This window comes from Chelatococcus sp. XZ-Ab1 (assembly GCF_029309855.1).
GTDB lineage: Bacteria > Pseudomonadota > Alphaproteobacteria > Rhizobiales > Beijerinckiaceae > Chelatococcus_A > Chelatococcus_A sambhunathii.
Genome location: NZ_JARKII010000010.1, coordinates 37,084 through 55,524, shown reverse-complemented (window position 1 = coordinate 55,524; position 18,441 = coordinate 37,084). Strand labels below are relative to the sequence as shown.

General features: G+C 68.3%; 14 protein-coding genes and 1 tRNA gene. 9 read left to right on the top strand and 6 right to left on the bottom strand.

The annotated features are described in order from the left end of the window. Window positions 1-29: 29 nt before the first annotated feature. The 8 genes from P2T65_RS15405 (at window position 30) to P2T65_RS15370 (ending at window position 12,022) form a co-directional block, all read left to right on the top strand. Entirely contained in the window at window positions 30-1,313 is a 1,284-nt protein-coding gene (locus P2T65_RS15405; RefSeq protein WP_072249433.1) for a glycosyltransferase, read from the top strand. A gap of 6 nt (window positions 1,314-1,319) precedes the next feature. After that, on the top strand, window positions 1,320-2,630 hold the full coding sequence (locus P2T65_RS15400; RefSeq protein ID WP_276200126.1) for a glycosyltransferase family 4 protein: 1,311 nt from the start codon (window positions 1,320-1,322) through the stop codon (window positions 2,628-2,630). Beyond that, complete coding sequence (locus tag P2T65_RS15395; RefSeq protein ID WP_276200125.1) at window positions 2,627-3,868, top strand: glycosyltransferase family 4 protein; 1,242 nt, start codon at window positions 2,627-2,629, stop codon at window positions 3,866-3,868. Before P2T65_RS15400 ends, P2T65_RS15395 begins: the two co-directional genes overlap by 4 nt. Further along, window positions 3,865-5,826, top strand: coding sequence for a glycosyltransferase (locus tag P2T65_RS15390; protein WP_276200124.1), 1,962 nt, complete (start codon window positions 3,865-3,867; stop codon window positions 5,824-5,826). Before P2T65_RS15395 ends, P2T65_RS15390 begins: the two co-directional genes overlap by 4 nt. Window positions 5,827-5,975: 149 nt before the next feature. Continuing rightward, window positions 5,976-7,868: an ABC transporter ATP-binding protein gene (locus P2T65_RS15385; protein WP_276200123.1), complete on the top strand. Its 1,893-nt coding sequence runs from the start codon at window positions 5,976-5,978 to the stop codon at window positions 7,866-7,868. Between the two features lie 152 nt (window positions 7,869-8,020). After that, entirely contained in the window at window positions 8,021-9,829 is a 1,809-nt protein-coding gene (locus P2T65_RS15380; protein ID WP_276200122.1) for an ABC transporter substrate-binding protein, read from the top strand. After that, on the top strand, window positions 9,826-10,842 hold the full coding sequence (locus P2T65_RS15375) for an ABC transporter permease (RefSeq protein ID WP_055458441.1): 1,017 nt from the start codon (window positions 9,826-9,828) through the stop codon (window positions 10,840-10,842). The genes P2T65_RS15380 and P2T65_RS15375 overlap by 4 nt, the downstream gene beginning before the upstream one ends. A gap of 1 nt (window position 10,843) precedes the next feature. Next, the gene (locus P2T65_RS15370; RefSeq protein WP_096335190.1) at window positions 10,844-12,022 is read left to right on the top strand and encodes an ABC transporter permease subunit; all 1,179 of its coding nucleotides are present in this window, start codon (window positions 10,844-10,846) and stop codon (window positions 12,020-12,022) included. 53 nt (window positions 12,023-12,075) lie between these two features. Here P2T65_RS15370 and ade read toward each other — a convergent pair whose 3' ends face one another. From ade to P2T65_RS15340, 6 genes are all read right to left on the bottom strand, one after another. Then, window positions 12,076-13,779, bottom strand: coding sequence for an adenine deaminase (gene ade / locus P2T65_RS15365; protein WP_276200121.1), 1,704 nt, complete (start codon window positions 13,777-13,779; stop codon window positions 12,076-12,078). A 147-nt stretch (window positions 13,780-13,926) separates the two neighbouring features. After that, window positions 13,927-14,553, bottom strand: a complete 627-nt coding sequence (locus tag P2T65_RS15360; RefSeq protein ID WP_063186135.1) for a PRC-barrel domain-containing protein — start codon at window positions 14,551-14,553, stop codon at window positions 13,927-13,929. A 228-nt stretch (window positions 14,554-14,781) separates the two neighbouring features. Continuing rightward, complete coding sequence (locus P2T65_RS15355; RefSeq protein ID WP_055458443.1) at window positions 14,782-15,675, bottom strand: hypothetical protein; 894 nt, start codon at window positions 15,673-15,675, stop codon at window positions 14,782-14,784. A gap of 115 nt (window positions 15,676-15,790) precedes the next feature. Beyond that, window positions 15,791-16,141 (bottom strand): RidA family protein, encoded by a 351-nt coding sequence (locus tag P2T65_RS15350; protein WP_055458444.1) that lies wholly within the window; start codon window positions 16,139-16,141, stop codon window positions 15,791-15,793. A gap of 96 nt (window positions 16,142-16,237) precedes the next feature. Continuing rightward, window positions 16,238-16,996: an SDR family oxidoreductase gene (locus P2T65_RS15345; protein WP_276200120.1), complete on the bottom strand. Its 759-nt coding sequence runs from the start codon at window positions 16,994-16,996 to the stop codon at window positions 16,238-16,240. A 232-nt stretch (window positions 16,997-17,228) separates the two neighbouring features. Beyond that, window positions 17,229-17,313, bottom strand: a tRNA-Leu gene (locus P2T65_RS15340). A gap of 319 nt (window positions 17,314-17,632) precedes the next feature. Between P2T65_RS15340 and lipB the strand changes: the two genes are divergently transcribed. Then, window positions 17,633-18,310, top strand: a complete 678-nt coding sequence (gene lipB / locus P2T65_RS15335) for a lipoyl(octanoyl) transferase LipB (protein WP_096335188.1) — start codon at window positions 17,633-17,635, stop codon at window positions 18,308-18,310. Window positions 18,311-18,441: the final 131 nt, after the last annotated feature.

Sequence of the window (18,441 nt, the reverse complement as noted above, 5' to 3'; positions counted from 1 at the left end):
ATTAATCGAGACTGATCAGGAGGCTGCCGATGCGGGCAGCAGAGACGGGCACCTTGTCGCTGAACTCCGGGCAAGATGGGTACAGCCCGCATGCCGATCAAGACGGCCAGCACGCGCGTGTCCTCATCTACAGCCATGACACGTTCGGCCTCGGGCACCTGAGGCGCTCGCGCGCCATCGCCAATGCGCTCGTCGCCGAGCGGCCGGGCGTGTCCGTGGTCATCATCTCGGGCTCGCCCGTCATCGGCAATTTCGAGTTCGGCTCCGGCGTCGACTACGTGCGCGTGCCCGGCGTCGTGAAGCAGCCGGACGGGGACTACCGCAGCCTCAATCTGCATGTGCATCTCGAGGATGCCATCGGCCTGCGCAGCGCCATCATCGAGCAGACGGCGCGCACCTTCAGGCCGGACCTCGTCATCGTGGACAAGGAGCCGACGGGATTCCGCGGCGAGATCGTGCCGGCGCTGGAGCGGCTGCAGGGCACTGGTGCGCGTATCGTGCTCGGCGTGCGCGACGTGATGGACGAGCCCGCCCTCCTCGTGCCGGAGTGGGAGCGCAAGGGCGCCGCCGAGGTGCTGGAGCGCTATTACGACGAGGTGTGGGTCTACGGCCTGCGCGAGATCTACGAGCCGCTTGCAGCCCTGCCGCTCGCCAACGATATCGCCGAGCGCATCACCTATACCGGCTACCTGCGCCGCAGCGTGCCGCAGGAGCCCGGCCTGACGCGCTATCCCAAGATGACGAAAGGCCCTTTCGTGCTCGTCACGACGGGCGGTGGCGGCGACGGGGACGACCTCATCGACTGGGCGATCTCCGCCTATGAGAGCTCGACGCCACCGGAAATCCCGGCGGTTGTCGTCTTCGGCCCCTTCATCAACCGCGACACCCGGCGCGGCTTCATGGAGCGCATCGCGCGCAACCCCAAACTCGACGCCATCGCCTTCGACACCAAGCTCGAGGTGCTGATGAGCCGCGCCACGGCCGTCGTCGCCATGGGGGGCTACAACACGTTCTGCGAGGTGTTATCGCTCGACAAGCCGACCCTGATCGTGCCGCGCACCAGCCCGCGGCTCGAGCAATATATCCGCGCCGTCGAGGCCGAGCGGCTCGGCCTCGTCAACATGCTCGTCCATGAGAATGGCCATCGCGACCCGGACCGCATGGCGCGCGCCATCGACCGGCTCGCCGACCAGAAGCGGCCGTCCGAGGTGACTGTGCCCGGCCTTCTCGACGGGCTCGACGTCATCCAGCAGCGCTTCTCCTCCTGGTTGGAACGGCGCGCCGCGCGGGCCATGACCCAGGCCGCCGAATAGCCCCGCATGACGATGTCCGGTTCTTCTCGCGGCGTCTCGCCGCCGGCGCGCATCGCCATCGTGGTGAAGGGCTATCCCCGCCTGTCCGAGACCTTCATCGCCCAGGAAATCCTGGGGCTCGAGCAGCGCGGCCTTGCCCTCGCCATCTGGTCGCTGCGCCATCCGACCGAGCGCATCAGCCATCCGATGCACCGGCAGATCGCGGCGCCTGTCACCTACCTGCCCGAATATCTCTACCAGGAGCCGCTCAGGGTCCTGCGCGGCGCCCTCACCGCTCTCGCCAATCCCCGGCTCGGGAAGCTGATCGTCGCCTTCTGGCGCGACCTGAAGCGCGACTTCACGCCCAGCCGCGGCCGACGCCTCGGGCAGGCACTCGTCATGGCCCGCGAACTGCCGGCCGACATCCGCCACCTGCATGTCCACTACCTGCACACGCCCGCCTCGGTCGTGCGCTATGCGAGCCTGCTCCGCGGCCTGTCCTTCAGCTTCTCGGCCCATGCCAAGGACATCTGGACGACGCCGGACTGGGAAAAGCGCGAGAAGATCGCCGACAGCACTTGGGGCGTCACCTGCACAGAGACGGGGCACAGCCACCTCGCCGCGCTCGCGCCGGACGACGGGCGTGTCCACCTTGTCTATCATGGGCTCGACCTATCGCGCTTTCCCGTCCCGCCGGCCGAACGCCCGGCACGCGACGGCAGCGATGCAGCCGACCCTGTGCGGATCATCTCCGTCGGGCGGGCGGTGGCGAAGAAGGGCTATGACGACCTCCTTTCCGCTCTCGCCGCGCTGCCGGAGGGGCTCCACTGGCGCTTCGCCCATGTCGGCAGCGGCGACATGCTCGCGAGCCTCAAGCGGCAGGCGGCGGCCAGGGGCATCGCCGACAAGGTCATCTTCCTCGGTGCCAAGGCGCAGCCCGATGTGATCAATCTCATGCGCGAGGCCGACATCTTCGTGCTGCCGGCCAAGGAGGCGAAAAGCGGCGACCGCGACGGGCTGCCCAACGTGGTCATGGAAGCGGCGAGCCAGGGCCTTGCCGTCATCGCCACCGATTTTTCCGGCATTCCCGAATTCATCCGCCACGACCGGGAAGGCTGGCTGACGCCGCCGGGCAACTGGGAGTCGCTCGCCAACGCCCTCAACCTGCTCGCGCGCGACCCTGAGGCGCGCCATCGGCTGGGGACGGCCGCCTTCAACCGCCTGCGCGACGACTTCTCGGCCGATGGCGGCATCGACCAGGTCGCGGCGCTGCTGCGCAGGAGCCTCGGCGAGAGGCCTGCCGAGGTCCCCGTCGCCGAGGAGGAGGCGCGGCCGTGAGCGGCGGGCCCGTGGCCTTCTACGCTCCGCTCAAGGCGCCGGACGATGCGACGCCGTCCGGCGACCGCCGCATGGCGCAGCTCCTTCTCGCAGCGCTGGAACGGGCCGGCTACGGGCCGGAAATTGCCTGTCGCCTCAGAACCTTCGACGGGGCGGGTGACAAGAAGATTCAAGAGCGGCTGCGGGCCGAGGGCGAGCGCGAGGCGGAGCGGCTCGTCGCGGACTATCGAGTGCTCCCACCGGCTGAGCGGCCACGCGTCTGGTTCACCTACCACGTCTATTACAAGGCGCCTGACTGGACCGGGCCGCGCGTGGCCGCGGCACTCGGCATCCCCTATGTCGTCGCGGAAGGCTCACGAGCGGCCAAGCGCGCCGGCGGGCCGTGGGCGCTGGGGCACGAGGGGGCCGAGCGTGCCCTCGACGCCGCGCGCCTCATCTTCGTCATGACGGAGAACGACCGGCCGTCGCTGGAGGCCCTGCGTCCTGCCGGACAGGAGTTGGTCAACCTGCCGCCGTTCGTCGATGTCGCTGCGGGGCCAAGCGCCGATGCGCACAGTCACCCGATCCTCTCCCGCGAGGGGGAGGTGGCGGCGAAGCCGACGGGGGGGGCGCCTCGCGCAGGCCGAACCCCACCCGTCTCGCCCCAATGGGGCGAGACACCCTCCCCTCGAGGGGAGGGATCAGCCAGGCCTGCCCGCCTGCTCACCGTGGCGATGATGCGGCCCGGCGACAAGCTGGCGAGCTATCGCCTTCTCGCGGAAGCGCTCGGCAGGCTCGGCGAGCGGCCGTGGCAGCTCACAATCGTCGGCGACGGCCCCGAGCGAGCCATGGTCGAAGCGCTCTTCACGCCCTTCGGCGAGCGGGTGCGCCTTGCCGGGCGCGTGGACGATGCGGGCACCCTCGCCCGCCTCTATGCCGGTGCCGACCTCTTCGTCTGGCCGGCCGTCAACGAGGCCTACGGCATGGTGCTCCTCGAGGCGCAGGCCGAGGGCTGTCCGGTCGTCGCGGGTGACGAGGGCGGCGTCGCAAGCGTCGTCCGCCACGGCGAGACGGGCCTTCTCACCCCGGCGCGCGATGCGGATGCCTTCGCGGCCGCGATCGCCAGCCTCATCGACGACCACGCGCGGCGCAGGCAGATGGCCGCGGCGGCGCGCCGTTTCGTGCATGGCGAGCGCTCCCTCGGCCATGCCGCCGTGATCATTGCGGATGCCCTGTCCTTCATCGGAGTACGGCCTTGAAGCGCCACGTCCTCATGGCCGTCACCCATCTCCTCGGCGCCGGGCACCTCACGCGCATGGCCGCGCTCGCCCGCGGCCTCGCCCGGGCCGGCCACCGCGTCACGCTCGCCTCCGGCGGCATGCCGGCGCCGCTCGTCCGGCTCGATGGCGTGACGCTGCTGCAACTGCCGCCGCTGCGCTCGCACGGCGTTGATTTCCGCACCTTGCTCGACGCCAACGGCAACAAGGCTTCGCCGGCCCTGATGCAGGAGCGGGCCGAGCTTCTGGCAAAGGCCGTGACGGAGGGGCAACCGGACGTCGTCATTACCGAGCTTTTTCCCTTCGGCCGCAGGATGTTGGCGGCGGAATTCATCAGATTGATTCAAGCGGCGCGCGCCCTCAAGCCGGCGCCGCTTCTGCTCGCCTCGGTGCGCGACGTGCTGGTGGCGCCGGCGCGCGCCGAGCGCATCGCAGAGGCCGAGGCGCGGCTTCTCGCGGCCTATAACGGCGTGCTCGTGCATGGCGATGAGGCCGTCCTGCCGCTCTCGGCATCCTGGCCGGTGAGCCACAATCTGCGACCACTCCTCCATTACACCGGCTATGTCGACGAGGGCGCCGACCGCCCGCAGGCGCCCGCGACGGGTGCCTTGCCGGAAGGCGATTTCATCCTCGTCTCCGGCGGCGCCAGCGCCGCGGCCATGCCGCTCTACCGCGCGACGATCGCGGCGGCCGGCCTCCTGCCCGAGCACCCCTTCCGCCTGCTCATCGGCCAGAGTGTGGCCCCGGCGCTGTTCGACGAGCTTGCAATGGCCGCCCCGGCCAATTGTACCATTGAGCGCGCCCGCCCCGATTTCAGGACCCTGCTCGCGCGCTGCGCCGCCTCGGTGAGCCTTGCCGGCTACAACACGGTGACGGATCTCATCCGCACGCGGGCGCGGGCCGTGCTCGTCCCCTTCGAGGAAGGCAACGAAACCGAACAGCGTCAGCGGGCCGAGCACCTCGCCGCCTCGGGCATCGCCGAGCTGGTGCCGCAAGCGGCGCTCAGCGGCGAGCGACTGGCGGAGGCCATCGCCCGAGCGCTCTCGCGGCCACGGCCCCAGGCGCTCGCCGTCGCGCTCGACGGGGTCGAACGAACGACGACGATCATCGAAAGGCTCTGCGCAGGCAGAAGTCGGGCCGCTGCGCCCGCCATCGTCAGCCGTGACGAGAACCGTGCTTGGGCCGAACTCGACGAGGCGCTCGATGTCCTCGCGCGCACCGGGCGGCGCGTCGGGCTGTGGTGGCGCGACGATGACGTGGTCCAACCCTCACAGGCCCTCGACAGGCTGCTCGTTCTCTCCGCGCGAACGGGCGTGCCGGTGGCGATCGCCGCGATCCCGTCGCAGGCGGGGCACGACCTTGCCGTGCGCCTCGCGGCGGCCCCCCAGGCAAGCGTGCTCGTGCACGGTTTTGCCCATGCCAACCATGCCCCGGCGGGCGAGAAGAAAGCGGAATTCGGGCCGCACCGCGACCGGGCTGAGATGGAGCGCGAATTGCGCAGCAGCCTCGCCATGGCGCGGGCCGTCTTCGGCGAGAAGCTGGTGCCGGTCTTCGTGCCGCCCTGGAACCGCTGCGTCCCGGCACTCGCCCCCACCCTCGCCCACACGGGCTATGCGGGCCTGTCCCTCTTCGGCGATCGGACGGCACCGGACATGGCCGGCCTGCCGCTCGTCAACACTCATCTCGACCCCATCGACTGGCACGGTTCGCGCAGCCTCGCCGAGCCGGCGCGCCTGCTTGCCGGTCTCGCTGAGGCTATCCGGCGGCGTGCCGGCGGCATTGCCGATGCGGATGAGCCCATCGGTCTCCTCACCCATCACCTGGTGCACGACGAGGCCGTCTGGGCGTTCTGCGAGCGGCTTCTGACCAACTTGCGGAACAGCAGTGCCGTCGAACCCGTTTCAGCGCTTGCCCTCTTCGGCCACACGCCGCGACGCTGAACGGTGCCGCAGGCCTGAGGGACCTTGCCCGCAGCGGGTATATTTCCGTGGCGCAGCCGGCCTCACGCAAGAAAGACGTTTTCACTTTTGCGCGTGGCGCTTTAGTGTTGAAACCTCCCATGCTGGGAGGGGGCATCGGGAGGAGCTGCGTGACGCCGGGACGGGAGCACGGGAACCGCATACTGCTCAGTGTCCGCGGTCTCGCCGTGGATTTCGCGGGTGACGGCGGCGGACGCTTTCGCGCGCTCGACGGCATCTCCTTCGACATCCCGGCCGGCAGCACCGTCGCGCTCGTTGGTGAATCCGGCTCCGGCAAGTCGGTGACGGCCCAGGCGATCATGCGCATCCTGCCCAGGAAGGGGCGCATCGCAACGGGCAGCATCCTCTTCGGCGAAGCGCAGCGCGGCGCCCCCGTCGATATCGCGCAGCTCGATCCTCGGGGCGACACGATGCGCGACCTGCGCGGCGGGCGCATCGCCATGATCTTCCAGGAGCCGATGACGTCCCTGTCTCCCCTGCATACCGTAGGGGACCAGGTGAGCGAGGCGCTGCTGCTGCACCGCAACGTCACGGTGCAAGAGGCTCGTGCCGAGGCCGAGCAGGTCTTCACCCGCGTCGGCTTTCCCGATCCGAAGCGCACCTTCGTCACCTATCCGTTCGAGCTGTCGGGCGGCATGCGCCAGCGGGCGATGATCGCTATGGCGCTCATCTGCAAGCCTGCGCTCCTCATCGCCGACGAGCCGACGACGGCGCTCGACGTGACGACGCAGGCGCAGATCCTCGATCTCATCCGGGAATTGCAGGCCGAGACCGGCATGGCGGTGCTGATGATCACCCATGATCTCGGCGTCGTCGCCAATGTCGCCGACGAGGTGGTCGTGATGTATCGCGGCCGCATCGTCGAATCCGGCCCGCGCGACGAACTCTTCCGCAACCCGCAGCACCCCTATCTCAAGGCGCTCATGCGGGCGGTGCCGCGCTTCGACATGGCTCCCGGCGAGCGGCTGACGCCGCTGCGCGAGGTGGCGAGCGGCGACATCATCGCCTCCGCCCCCCGCATAGAGCGCCCGGCGCCGCGCGGGCCGGTGCTCGCCGTTGACGAGGTGTCGAAGACCTTCACCCTGCGCAGCGGCTGGTTCTCGGGCGCCACGCGCAAGGTCCACGCCGTCAATCACGTCAGCCTCACGCTGACGCCTGGCACGACGCTCGGCCTCGTCGGAGAATCCGGCTGCGGCAAGACCACCCTGTCGAAGATGATCATGCGCGCCATCGCACCCGACGAGGGACATGTCTTCTTCGACGACGGCAATGGCCCGCGCGACGTGCATGCGCTCGCGGGCGACGATCTCTTCGCCTATCGCCGCGCCGTGCAGTTCGTTTTCCAGGACCCGTTCTCGTCGCTCAACCCGCGCATGACGGTCTACGAAATCCTGACGGAGCCGCTCGTCATCCACGGCATCGGCTCGCCGCAGGAGCATTTCGCCAAGGCGAAGATGCTGATCTCGCTCGTCGGCCTCGAGAAGCAGCACCTGCGCCGCTATCCGCATTCCTTCTCGGGCGGACAGCGCCAGCGCCTCGGCATCGCGCGCGCGCTTGCGCTGTCGCCACGGGTGCTGCTGTGCGACGAGCCGGTGTCGGCGCTCGATGTCTCGGTGCAGGCGCAGATCCTTAACCTGCTCAAGGACCTGCAGGCAGCACTCGGCCTGTCCTATCTCTTCGTCTCGCACAATCTCGCGGTCGTCGACTACATCGCCGACGACATCGCCGTGATGTGCCGCGGCCGCATCGTGGAGCAGGCGCCGAAGCAATCGCTCTTCAGGCGTCCGCTGCATCCCTACACGCAGGCGCTCTTGGCCGCCGTGCCGAGCCCGGACCTGAACCATCCGCTCGATTTTGCCAAGCTGCGCGGCGACCGGTTCTCGCATCCCTCCGAGTGGCCGGAGCCCTACCGGCTGACGGCGGACGGCCCCGGCGAGATGGTGGAGGTCGAGCCCGGCCACCTCGTGCGCGTGACCGACGCCGGCGCGAGGATTGCGGCATGACGGCGCTCGGGCTCATGTCCGCCCCCCTGTGTCGCACGATGGCAGGCCTCGCCTTATGCCTCGCCATGATTGCCGCCGGCGCGGGCGCGGGCCAATCGGCCCCGGCTTTGAAGGAAACGCCGTTCTTCGAAGAGGCGGTGGACAATGGCCAAATGCCTCCCGTTGCGGAACGGGTGCCGCTGGAGCCGCTCGTGGTCGACCTCGAGGCGCGCGGTCGCGTCACGGGCCGGCCGGGCGGCGCCATCACGACGCTCGCCGCCAAGGCGCGCGACATCCGCTATCTTTCGGTCATCGCCTATGCACGGCTCGTCGGCTATGATGAACATCTCAATCTCGTGCCGGACATCCTCGCCTCCTACGAGGTGGAGGACGGGCGTCGCTTCACCCTCCACCTGCGCAAGGGGCACCGCTGGTCCGATGGGCACCCTTTCACCGCCGAGGATTTCCGCTACTGGTGGGAGGATGTGGCGCTGAACCGCTACCTGATGCCGGCGGGCCCGCCCGATTTCATGCTCGTCGACGACGAGCAGCCGACCTTCGAGGTGCTGGACGAGACCACCGTGCGCTACACATGGTCGAAGCCCAATCCCCGCTTCCTGCCGACCCTCGCCAAGCCGCTCGACCCGCATATCTACCGGCCGGCCCATTACCTGAAGCGCTTCCACGCGCGCTATACCGACCCGGAGACCTTGGCGCAGGCGGCTTCTCGGCAGAAGCTCAAGTCCTGGGCCGCGCTGCACAACCGCGTCGATTCCATGTCGGACTTCTCCGACCCCGAGTTGCCCACCCTCGACCCGTGGAAGGTCGACAACGCGGGACCGACGAGCCGCTTCGTCTTCTCGCGCAACCCCTATTACCACCGCATCGACGCGGCCGGGCAGCAGTTGCCCTACATCGACAGGGTCTATGTCGACATCGCCTCAAGCGGGCTACTCGCCGCCAAGGCCAATGCCGGCGAGGTCGACGTGCTCGCACGGGGCCTGACCATGGCCGACATTCCGGTGCTCAAGCAGGGGGAGAAGGCCAAGGGCTATCGCACACTGCTGTGGCCCATCGCCCGCGGCTCGGAAGTGGTGCTCTACCCCAACCTCAATGCGACCGATCCGGTCTGGCGGGACCTCAACCGCGACGTGCGCTTTCGCCGCGCGCTCTCGCTCGGCATCGACCGGCGCACCGTCAACAATGCCCTGTTCTTCGGGCTCGGCATGGAGGGCAACAACACCGTACGCGAAGGCTCGCGCCTGTTCGAGGAATCGTTCCGCAAGCTCTACGGCACTTACGACCCGGACGAGGCCAACCGCCTGCTCGATGAGATCGGCCTCGACCAGCGCGACGGCTCGGGCCTGCGCCTCCTGCCGGACGGGCGCCTGCTCGAGATCGTCGTCGAGGTCGAGGGCGACATGACCATGCTCGTCGACACCCTGCAGCTCATCGGCGAGTTCTGGCGCGAGATCGGGGTCAAGCTCTTCATCAAGCCGCAGGACCGGACCGTGCTGCGCAACCGCGCCTATTCCGGCCTGCCGGTAATGACCGCCGCTCCGGGCCTCGACAACGCCATTCCCACCCCTGCGATGCCACCGGGAGAACTGGCCCCCATCAGCCAGTATCACCTGTCCTGGCCCAAGTGGGGCCAATATGTGGAGACGCACGGCAAGGTCGGCGAAGCCTGCGACATGGACGAGCCGAAGGAGCTGCTCGCCCTCTACAAGGCGTGGCTGCACACGACCGATTCTGCCGAGCAGGCCCGCATCTGGCGCGAGATGCTCGCGCTGCACGCGGAGAACCAGTGGACGATCGGCACGGTGGCGGGCGCGATCCAGCCCATCGTGCTGCGCAACGGCCTCGCCAACTTTCCGGACAAGGCGCTCTACAGCTGGGAGCCGACCTCGCTCGTGGGCATCTACCGTGTCGACGAGATATTCTGGGACCGCGCCGACCGGCGCGTGGCGTCCGCACAATGATCGGCTTCATCGCCCGCCGGCTGGTCACGATGGTGCTGACCCTGCTCGTCATCAGCCTCCTCGTCTTCCTCATCATCAAGCTGCCGCCGGGTGACTTCCTGACCAACCAGATCGCCGAGTTGCGCGCCCAGGGCGAGGCGGCGGCCATGGCCAAGGCTGAGTTCCTGATCAGGCAATACGGCCTCGACAGGCCCGTCTTCGAGCAATACCTCGTCTGGATTGGCGTCTGGCCGGGCCCCAACGGCTTCTCCGGCCTGCTGCAAGGCGACTGGGGCTGGTCCTTCGAGTATGATCGGCCAGTCAACCAGGTCGTCGGCGATGCGCTCTGGCTGACGCTGCTCGTCAATTTCACCACCGTGATCTTCGTGCATGTGGTGGCCATCCCCATCGCCATCTATTCGGCGACGCGGCAATATTCGTTCGGCGACTATCTCGCCACCTTCGTCGGCTATATCGGCCTTGCCACGCCGAACTTCCTGCTGGCGCTCGTGCTGCTCTACTACATGAACCGCTGGTTCGGCATTTCCATCGGCGGCCTGTTCGACGCACATTACGCCAACGAGCCGTGGAGCCTCGCCAAGGTGGGCTCGCTACTGCAGCACCTCATCGTGCCGACCATCGTCATCGGCCTGTCCGGCACGGCGGCGATGATCCGGCGCATGCGCGCCAACCTCCTCGACGAATTGTCGAAGCAATATTACGTCACCGCCACGGCCAAGGGCCTGCCGCAGACGCGGGCGCTGCTGAAATATCCCTTCCGCATGGCCCTCAACCCCTTCATCGCCGACATCGGCAACCTCCTGCCCAACCTTGTCTCCGGCTCGGTGCTGGTGTCGCTGGTGCTCAGCCTGCCGACCGTCGGCCCGATCCTGCTGGCGGCCCTCAAGTCGCAGGACCAGTTCCTCGCCGGCTTCATCCTCATGTTCGTCGCGGTGCTCACCGTCGTGGGCATGCTGATCTCCGACCTCCTGCTCGCGTGGCTCGATCCGCGCATCCGCCTCGGACAGCGCTGAGATGACGAATGTGAGCGAAATGCCCTCCCGCCGCCGCAGTGCGCATTTCGTCGACGACGCACCCTTCGATCCCGGCGCGAGCGAGCCCGGTGGCCGCGAGGACGAGCGCTTCTTCCGCGCCTCCTCGCTGACCCTCATCTGGTGGAAGTTCCGCCGGCACAGGCTGGCCGTCATCTCGGCCTTCGTCCTCATCGCCCTCTATGCGGCCATTCCCTTCGTCGAGGTGATCGCGCCCTACGGGCAGGCGCAGCGCAACGGCGACTTCCTCTATGCGCCGCCGCAGCGGGTGCATCTCTTTCACGAGGGCTCGCTCGTCGGCCCCTTCGTCTATCCCTACAGCTTCAGGTTCAACCTCGAGACCTTCACCCGCGACTACGACATCGACACGAGCCGCCCGCAGCGGCTGCGCTTCTTCTGCTCCGGCGAGCCCTACCGCTTCTGGGGGCTGTTCGATGCGCGCTTTCATCTCGTCTGTCCGCCGGAGGACGGCACCTTCTTCCTGCTCGGCACCGACAGGCTGGGACGCGACGTGTTCTCGCGCATCGTCTACGGGGCGCGCATCTCGCTCACCATCGGCATCGTCGGCATCGCGGTGTCGTTCGCGCTCGGCCTGTTCTTCGGCGGCATCGCCGGCTATCTGGGCGGCTGGGTGGATAACGCCATCCAGCGCCTCATCGAGATCCTGCGCTCGCTGCCGGAGCTGCCCCTGTGGCTCGCGCTGTCGGCCGCCCTGCCGCCGAACTGGAGCCCGCTGCTCGTCTTCTTCGGCATCACCATCATCCTCGGCCTGCTCGACTGGCCGGGCCTTGCCCGCGCGGTGCGCTCGAAGCTGCTCGCCCTGCGCGAGGAGGATTTTGTCAAGGCGGCGGAGCTCATGGGGGCGTCGCGGGCCCGCATCATCGGACGCCACCTCATCCCCAACTTCATGAGCCACCTCATCGCCTCGGCGACGCTATCGATCCCCTCGATGATCCTGGGCGAGACGGCCCTGTCCTTCCTCGGCCTCGGCCTCAGGCCACCGATCACGAGCTGGGGCGTGCTGCTCAACGAGGCCCAGAACCTCGCGGCGGTGAACCTCTACCCATGGCTGCTGTGGCCGATCGCCCCCGTCATCATCGTCGTCCTCGCCTTCAACTTCATGGGCGACGGGCTGCGCGACGCGGCCGATCCATATCATTAAGGCGGCAGTCGGCGGTCGGCATCAGGCAGTCGCTTCGACGGACAGCCGATTGCCTACGGCCGCACCAGTTCCATCCTATCCACGTCCACCAGGCCGAAGTCGCTGATCTTGAGATGCGGGATCACCGGCAGGGGCAGGAAGGCGACCTGCAGGAACGGCTCCGGCAGCGTCACGCCGAGCGCCTTGGCCGCTGCGCGCAGGGGACCGAGGCCGGCATGCACCTCCTCGTACGGCCGGTCGCTCATCAGGCCGGCAACCGGCAAGGGCAGTTCCGCGCGCACCGCCCCGCCCTCGACGACGACGAAACCGCCGCGGATGGCGCCGAGCCGGTTGACGGCGAGCGCCATGTCGGCGTCGTCGACGCCGACGACGCAGATGTTGTGGCTGTCGTGGCCGACCGATGAGGCGATGGCCCCGCGCTGCATGCCGAAGCCCGAGACGAAGCCGAGGCCGATGTTGTCGTTGCGACCGTGGCGGGCGACGACCGCGACCTTGGCGATGTCCGCGGACGGATCGGCAACCAAGGCGCCGTCGCGCTCGGGCATGGTCCGGCTCAGCCGCTCCGTGATGATCTTGCCGGGGACGACGCCGATGACCGGACGCTCGCCCGCTGTGCCGGCGATGGAGAAGTCCGCAGAGGCGACCTCGCGCGCCTTCATGCTGGCAAGGCCGATCGGCGCCACCGGCTCACGTTCCGCAAATAGCTCCGGCCGCACGAGCCGCCCACCGACGATGACGTCCGACACGCGGCATTCCTCGAGATGGTCGAGAAGGACGATGTCCGCCCGTCTGCCGGGCGCGATCATGCCACGGTCGACGAGTCCGAACGCGGCCGCCGCCGTCAGCGAGGCGGAGCGATAGGCGGCGAGCGGCGGCACACCGAGGGCGATCGCGCTGCGGATGAGGAAGTCGATATGCCCCTCCTCCGCGATGTCCAGCGGATTGCGGTCGTCAGTGCAGAAGGCGAGAAACGGCGACGTTGCAAGGGTGAGCAGCGGAGCGAGCGCATGTAGGTCCTTCGACACCGAGCCCTCGCGGATGAGCACGGTCATGCCCTTGCGGATCTTCTCGAGTGCCTCTTCCGCGCTCGTCGCCTCGTGCTCGGTGCGGATGCCCGCGGCGCAATAGCCGTTGAGATCCTTGGCGCTGAGCAGGGGCGCATGGCCGTCGATATGGCCGTTGGCGAAGGCCTGCAGCTTGGCCGTGCAAGCCGGATCGAGGGCGAGGACGCCGGGAAAGTTCATGAACTCGGCGAGCCCGATCACCTTCGGATGGGCCCAGTAGGGCACGAGGTCGTCGGCGTCGAGCCGCGCCCCCGACGTCTCCAGTGCCGTCGCCGGCACGCAACTCGACAGTTGCACGAAGAGGTCCATCGCCATGCGCTCGGCCGAGGCGAGGAAGAAATCGAAGGCCGGGGCACCGAGCACGTTCGCCATCTCGTGGGGATCGCAGATCGCGGTCGTCACCCCGTGCGGCAGCACGCAACGCTCGAACTCCTGCGGCATCACGAGCGAGGATTCCACGTGGCAGTGGGTGTCGATGAAGCCGGGAACGGCAATACGCCCGCCGCCCTCGATGATCTCGCGTCCGTCGTAACGATCGTAGGTCCCGACGATCGTATCGCCGCAGAGCGCGATATCCGTCGGGACGAAATCACCCGTCACGAGATCGAGCATCCTGACGTCGCGCACCACGACATCCGCCGCCGTGGCGCCCCTGCCCTGCGTCACCCGCTCGCTCAAGCCAGCCCGCAACATCGCTCCCCCCGCTCGCCGCAACCGTTCTGACCATCCTAGACGCGCTCCCGACCGGCGCAACGCCCGCCGGACGCAAAAAGGCGGCCCGCATATGCGGGCCGCCTTGTCCGACGCGTGCGGCCGCACGCGCCCTCAGCTACGCGGCGCTCACTGCTTGGGCGCCGTCGTGGCCGGCGGAGCGGTCGGATCGGCTGGGCGGGTCGAGCCCGTGCTCATGCGGTCCTGCTCGGAGCGAATGTCCGCGAGGGTCTTGAAGGCCGGAGCCTGCTCAAGCTGCTCACGGGTGGCCGACAGCATGATCTTCTCGACCTCGCCTTCGGCGTTCTTCGACACCTGCAGTTCCGAGAACGGGATGGCGACATTCTTCTGGCCAATGCCGAGGAAGCCGCCGACACCGATCACGGCCGCGTCGGCCTTGCCTTCCTGATCGAGCACGACGTCGTTGATCTCACCGATCGTCTTGTCGTCCGTGCCGACCACCGACTTGCCCATCAGGTTCGAGACCATCCACTGGGCCTCGCCCTGGGCAGTCACAAAGCCGGCTGGGGCGCCAATGGCGGGGGCTGCGGCCGATGTATCCGGCGCCTTCATTTCCGTGCCGCCCTGCATGTTCGGCGCCGTGCTCGGCGCGCTCTCAGGCGCAGCGCCAGGCGCTTGCGGCTGAGTTACCGGCGGAGTCGGCTCGGGCGTCGCCGGAGCCGTGGTCTGCGCGACCGCCGGCACGGCCAGCAGCAGGGCTGCGGTTGCAACAGTGATACCGAACTTGGTTCGCATGACGGAGATCCTCTTTTCTGCCGACCATCGTCAGGACGCACGGTCCCTGCACGCAACGCCGCCATGGGCGTACGCGCTCAGGTCGGCCTGGTTCGCGTGCTTTCCGTTTTCGAACCGTGGATGCATGTTCACGCCTCGCTATCCACGTTCGCCAGATCAACATCCGAACGGCGCCGTTGGTTCCGGCGGATCGACGAAAAGTTGTCGGTATGGCGCCGGGCGGCTGCGCTAGAGATCAAGCGGGCGCGAAGACAGCCACCAGCCGTCTCCCAGAACGACCGCCGGATCGGAGCCGGACGGCACCCCCCGGTGCAGAGCCCGGACGGACATGAGCCTGCCGGCTGCCGAAGCCTCGGCGAGCCTCCCATCGACGCCGGCACTGACCGGCAAGGCCGGTGGCGCGACGGTGACGCGGGCAAGCGGCGCGACGGCGAAGACATCGCCCCGTCGCGACAGGCAGACGAGCGCGCCGCGCCCGAAGGCATCGGTCAGCGGAAAGACGATCCGCCCACCGTCCTTCACCGCCGCAAGCCACGCCTCGTCGGGGCCGGTTCGGGCCGCCTCGCAATAGACCGCGTCACAGACACGCAACGGCCCGGATGGCTTTTCCGTCACGCTCGCCTGCGGCCACGGCGCGAGAGCAGATCTTGCCCGCTCGGCAAGCACGCGATCGCCCTCATGAGCGTCCACACGACCCGTTCCGCCCACGAGTTCCGCCATGACGGCGCTGTAATAGCCGGTGCCGCAGCCCATGTGGGCGACCGTCTGGCCAGCGCGAAGGCCGAGCGCTGCAATGCCAAGGGCGTGCCGCGAGGGTTCGCCATCATCCCTTCCGCGCACCGGCTGGCACTCGATCGCGATGTCGGAATAAACGTGCCGCAGATCGGAATCAGGCGTCATCTCGCTGCCGAACGGCGTCACGAGGCGCCAGGGGCCAGGCCCCAGGAAACGCTCGCGAGGAACCGCCGCGAAGGCGTCGCGAAGCCGCGGGTCACTCACGACGAGGCGCATCGTGACCTGCCGGGCGTAGCGGTGCCTCAGACGGACGACGTCGGCCTGCACCTTGCCTCCGGTCGGTTGCGGCATCTTCTGCCATGAGGGGCCGGGCGAGGCGCTGCTCATAGCCCGACATTCTGACAGTCTGATGAAGCTGCCCGCCGTGGCAAGGGCGATCCGCCACGAAGAAAAGGCGCGGCACCCGGATGCCGCGCCTTTCGCTCTCAGCCGCTGCCCGGGCTCAGCGCGCCGCGACCACCATGATCTCGACCCTGTAGGCCGGCGTCGCGAGCTTGGCCTCAACGGTGGCGCGGGCCGGCGTATTGCCCTGCGGCACCCAGGCGTCCCACACCTCGTTCATCTTGGCGAAATCGGCCATGTCGGCCAGCCAGATGTTGGCCTTGAGGATCTTGGTCTTGTCGGTACCAGCCTTCTTCAGCGTCTCGTCGATCTGGGCGAGGATCTGGCGGGTCTGGCCGGCCGTGTCCTGCGAGGTGTCGTCGGCGACCTCACCCGAGAGAAAGACGAGATTACCGTAGGCCACCGCCTCGCTCATGCGTGGGCCGACGCCGATGCGTTCGATCGAAGACATGTTCACTCCTGAGGGTCAGACAAACGGACGCCTCCGCTTACCCTGCCCCGCCCGCCGCGGGAAGCCCCCGGTGGGTACAACGGGCCCCGTGCCGCCTCAGCCGCGGCCGACGAAAGGCATCTTCGTCGCCATCACGGTCATGAAGAGGACATTGGCCTCGAGCGGCAGGCTCGCCATGTGCAGTACCGCATTGGCCACGTGGGCCACGTCCATCAGCGGCTCCTTCCTGATGGAGCCGTCCGCCTGTGGCACGCCTTCGGCCATCTTGGCGGCCATGTCGGTCGCCGCATTGCCGATGTCGATCTGCCCGCAGGCGATGTCGTATTTGCGCCCGTCGAGCGAGGTCGAGCGCGTGAGACCGGAGATCGCGTGCTTCGTCGCCGTATAGGGCGCGGAATTGGGTCGCGGCGCATAGGCCGAGATGGAACCGTTGTTGATGATACGTCCGCCACGCGGGTTCTGATCCTTCATGATCCTGAAGGCCTCCTGCGTGCACAGGAAAGGCCCGGTGAGATTCGTATCCACCACAGCCTTCCACTGCTCGAAGGTGAGATCCTCGAGCGGCAGGCCGGGCGCCGAGACGCCGGCATTGTTGAACAGCACATCGAGCCGCCCGAAACGCTCCTTGCAGGCGGCGAAGAGAGCCTTGACGGACGCCGGATCGGTCACATCCGTCGAAACGGCCAGCGCCTGCTCGGCGGGGGCGCCCGCGAGGCGGATCGTCTCTTCCAGCGCCTTCTTGCGGCGGCCGGCGAGGACGACGCTGTAGCCGTCCTTCAGGAAGGCGAGCGCCACCCCCCGCCCGACGCCGGAGCCCGCCCCCGTGATGAGTGCCACCTTGCCCTTCGATGCCATGCGACGTCTCCCTGTCCCCGGCCGCCCCGCGGCGCTGGTCCGATCTGAACCGGTTTAATGGGGAAAGACTAGCCCGTGCCTGCGGCAATGTGGAGGCCGACGGGCGGCATGCCGGCAATGTGGAGAGGGAATGCTACGAGGCTGCCTCGAACTGGCATGGACATGCCGAGTCACAAAGCAAAACGGCGATCCCGCAGGGGATCGCCGTTTTGGAGCCACCGGCTCGAAATCATGGTGCGGTCGAGAGGACTCGAACCTCCACTCCTCTCGGAACTACCACCTCAAGGTAGCGCGTCTACCAGTTCCGCCACGACCGCAACCGCTTCATGGAGACGCCCGTCTCCGGAAGCGGGCTGGGATGTAACAGATCGGTGTCGGCTCCACAAGTACCCCATTGCGGCCTGTGCAAAACGCTTCGCAGCACCGCAGAGGCCCCGTCCCGGCCGACGCCTGCTCCGTCGTTTCCCTGGCTCTTCGGGCACTCCGTCGGGGTTACGGGGCGGTGCCGCCACTTTCGAACTTGTCGAACGCCAAATCCCGCCCCACTTTCTGCGGCGGAGCCGCGCGGTCGCGTCGGCTTGCCACGGGATGGGGACGACTTCGTTGCTGAAGGCGAGAGACGAGTTGGGCGGACTGATGCTGCCGCAGGCGGGCGCGCCGCCCGTGGAGTGGCGCATCAGCGACGGCCGTGTCGGCTACGAGGAGGCCGTGGCGGCCATGGAGACCCGCGTCGCGGCGATCGCGGCAGGCGAAGCACCCGAATGCGTCTGGCTCCTGGAGCATCCGCCGCTCTATACCGCTGGGACCTCGGCCAACGACGCCGATCTCGTCGAGCCGGGGCGTTTCCCCGTCTTCCGCTCCGGCCGCGGCGGCCAGTTCACCTATCACGGGCCCGGCCAGCGCGTCGCCTATGTCATGCTCGACCTCTCGCGGCGCACGCCCGATCTTCGGGCCTTCGTCGCGGCCCTGGAGGCCTGGCTGATCGCCACGCTCGACGGCTTCAACGTGCGCGGCGAGCGGCGCGAGGACCGTGTCGGCGTCTGGGTGCGTCGCCCTGAGAGGGGGCCGGCCGTCGAGGACAAGATCGCCGCCATCGGCATCCGCGTGCGCCGCTGGGTCACCTTTCACGGCATCAGCCTCAACGTCGAGCCGGACCTTTCGCATTTCTCCGGCATCGTGCCCTGCGGCGTGCGCCAGCACGGCGTCACGAGCCTCGTCGATCTCGGCATTCCCGTCACCATGCCGGAGGTGGATGCCGCGCTCAGGGCGAGCTTCGAAGACATCTTCGGACCGGCCATTCCCGTTCCGGCCTGAAGCCGGCCCGCCCGTCAATCCCGGAAACACCCTCTCCAAATGCGCCTTGGTATCGGCGCACGTTGCCGGATGGCGGGCACAGCGCCATAGTCCGCGCAACGGCCCGCAACGCGGGCGAATAGCTGTTGGGG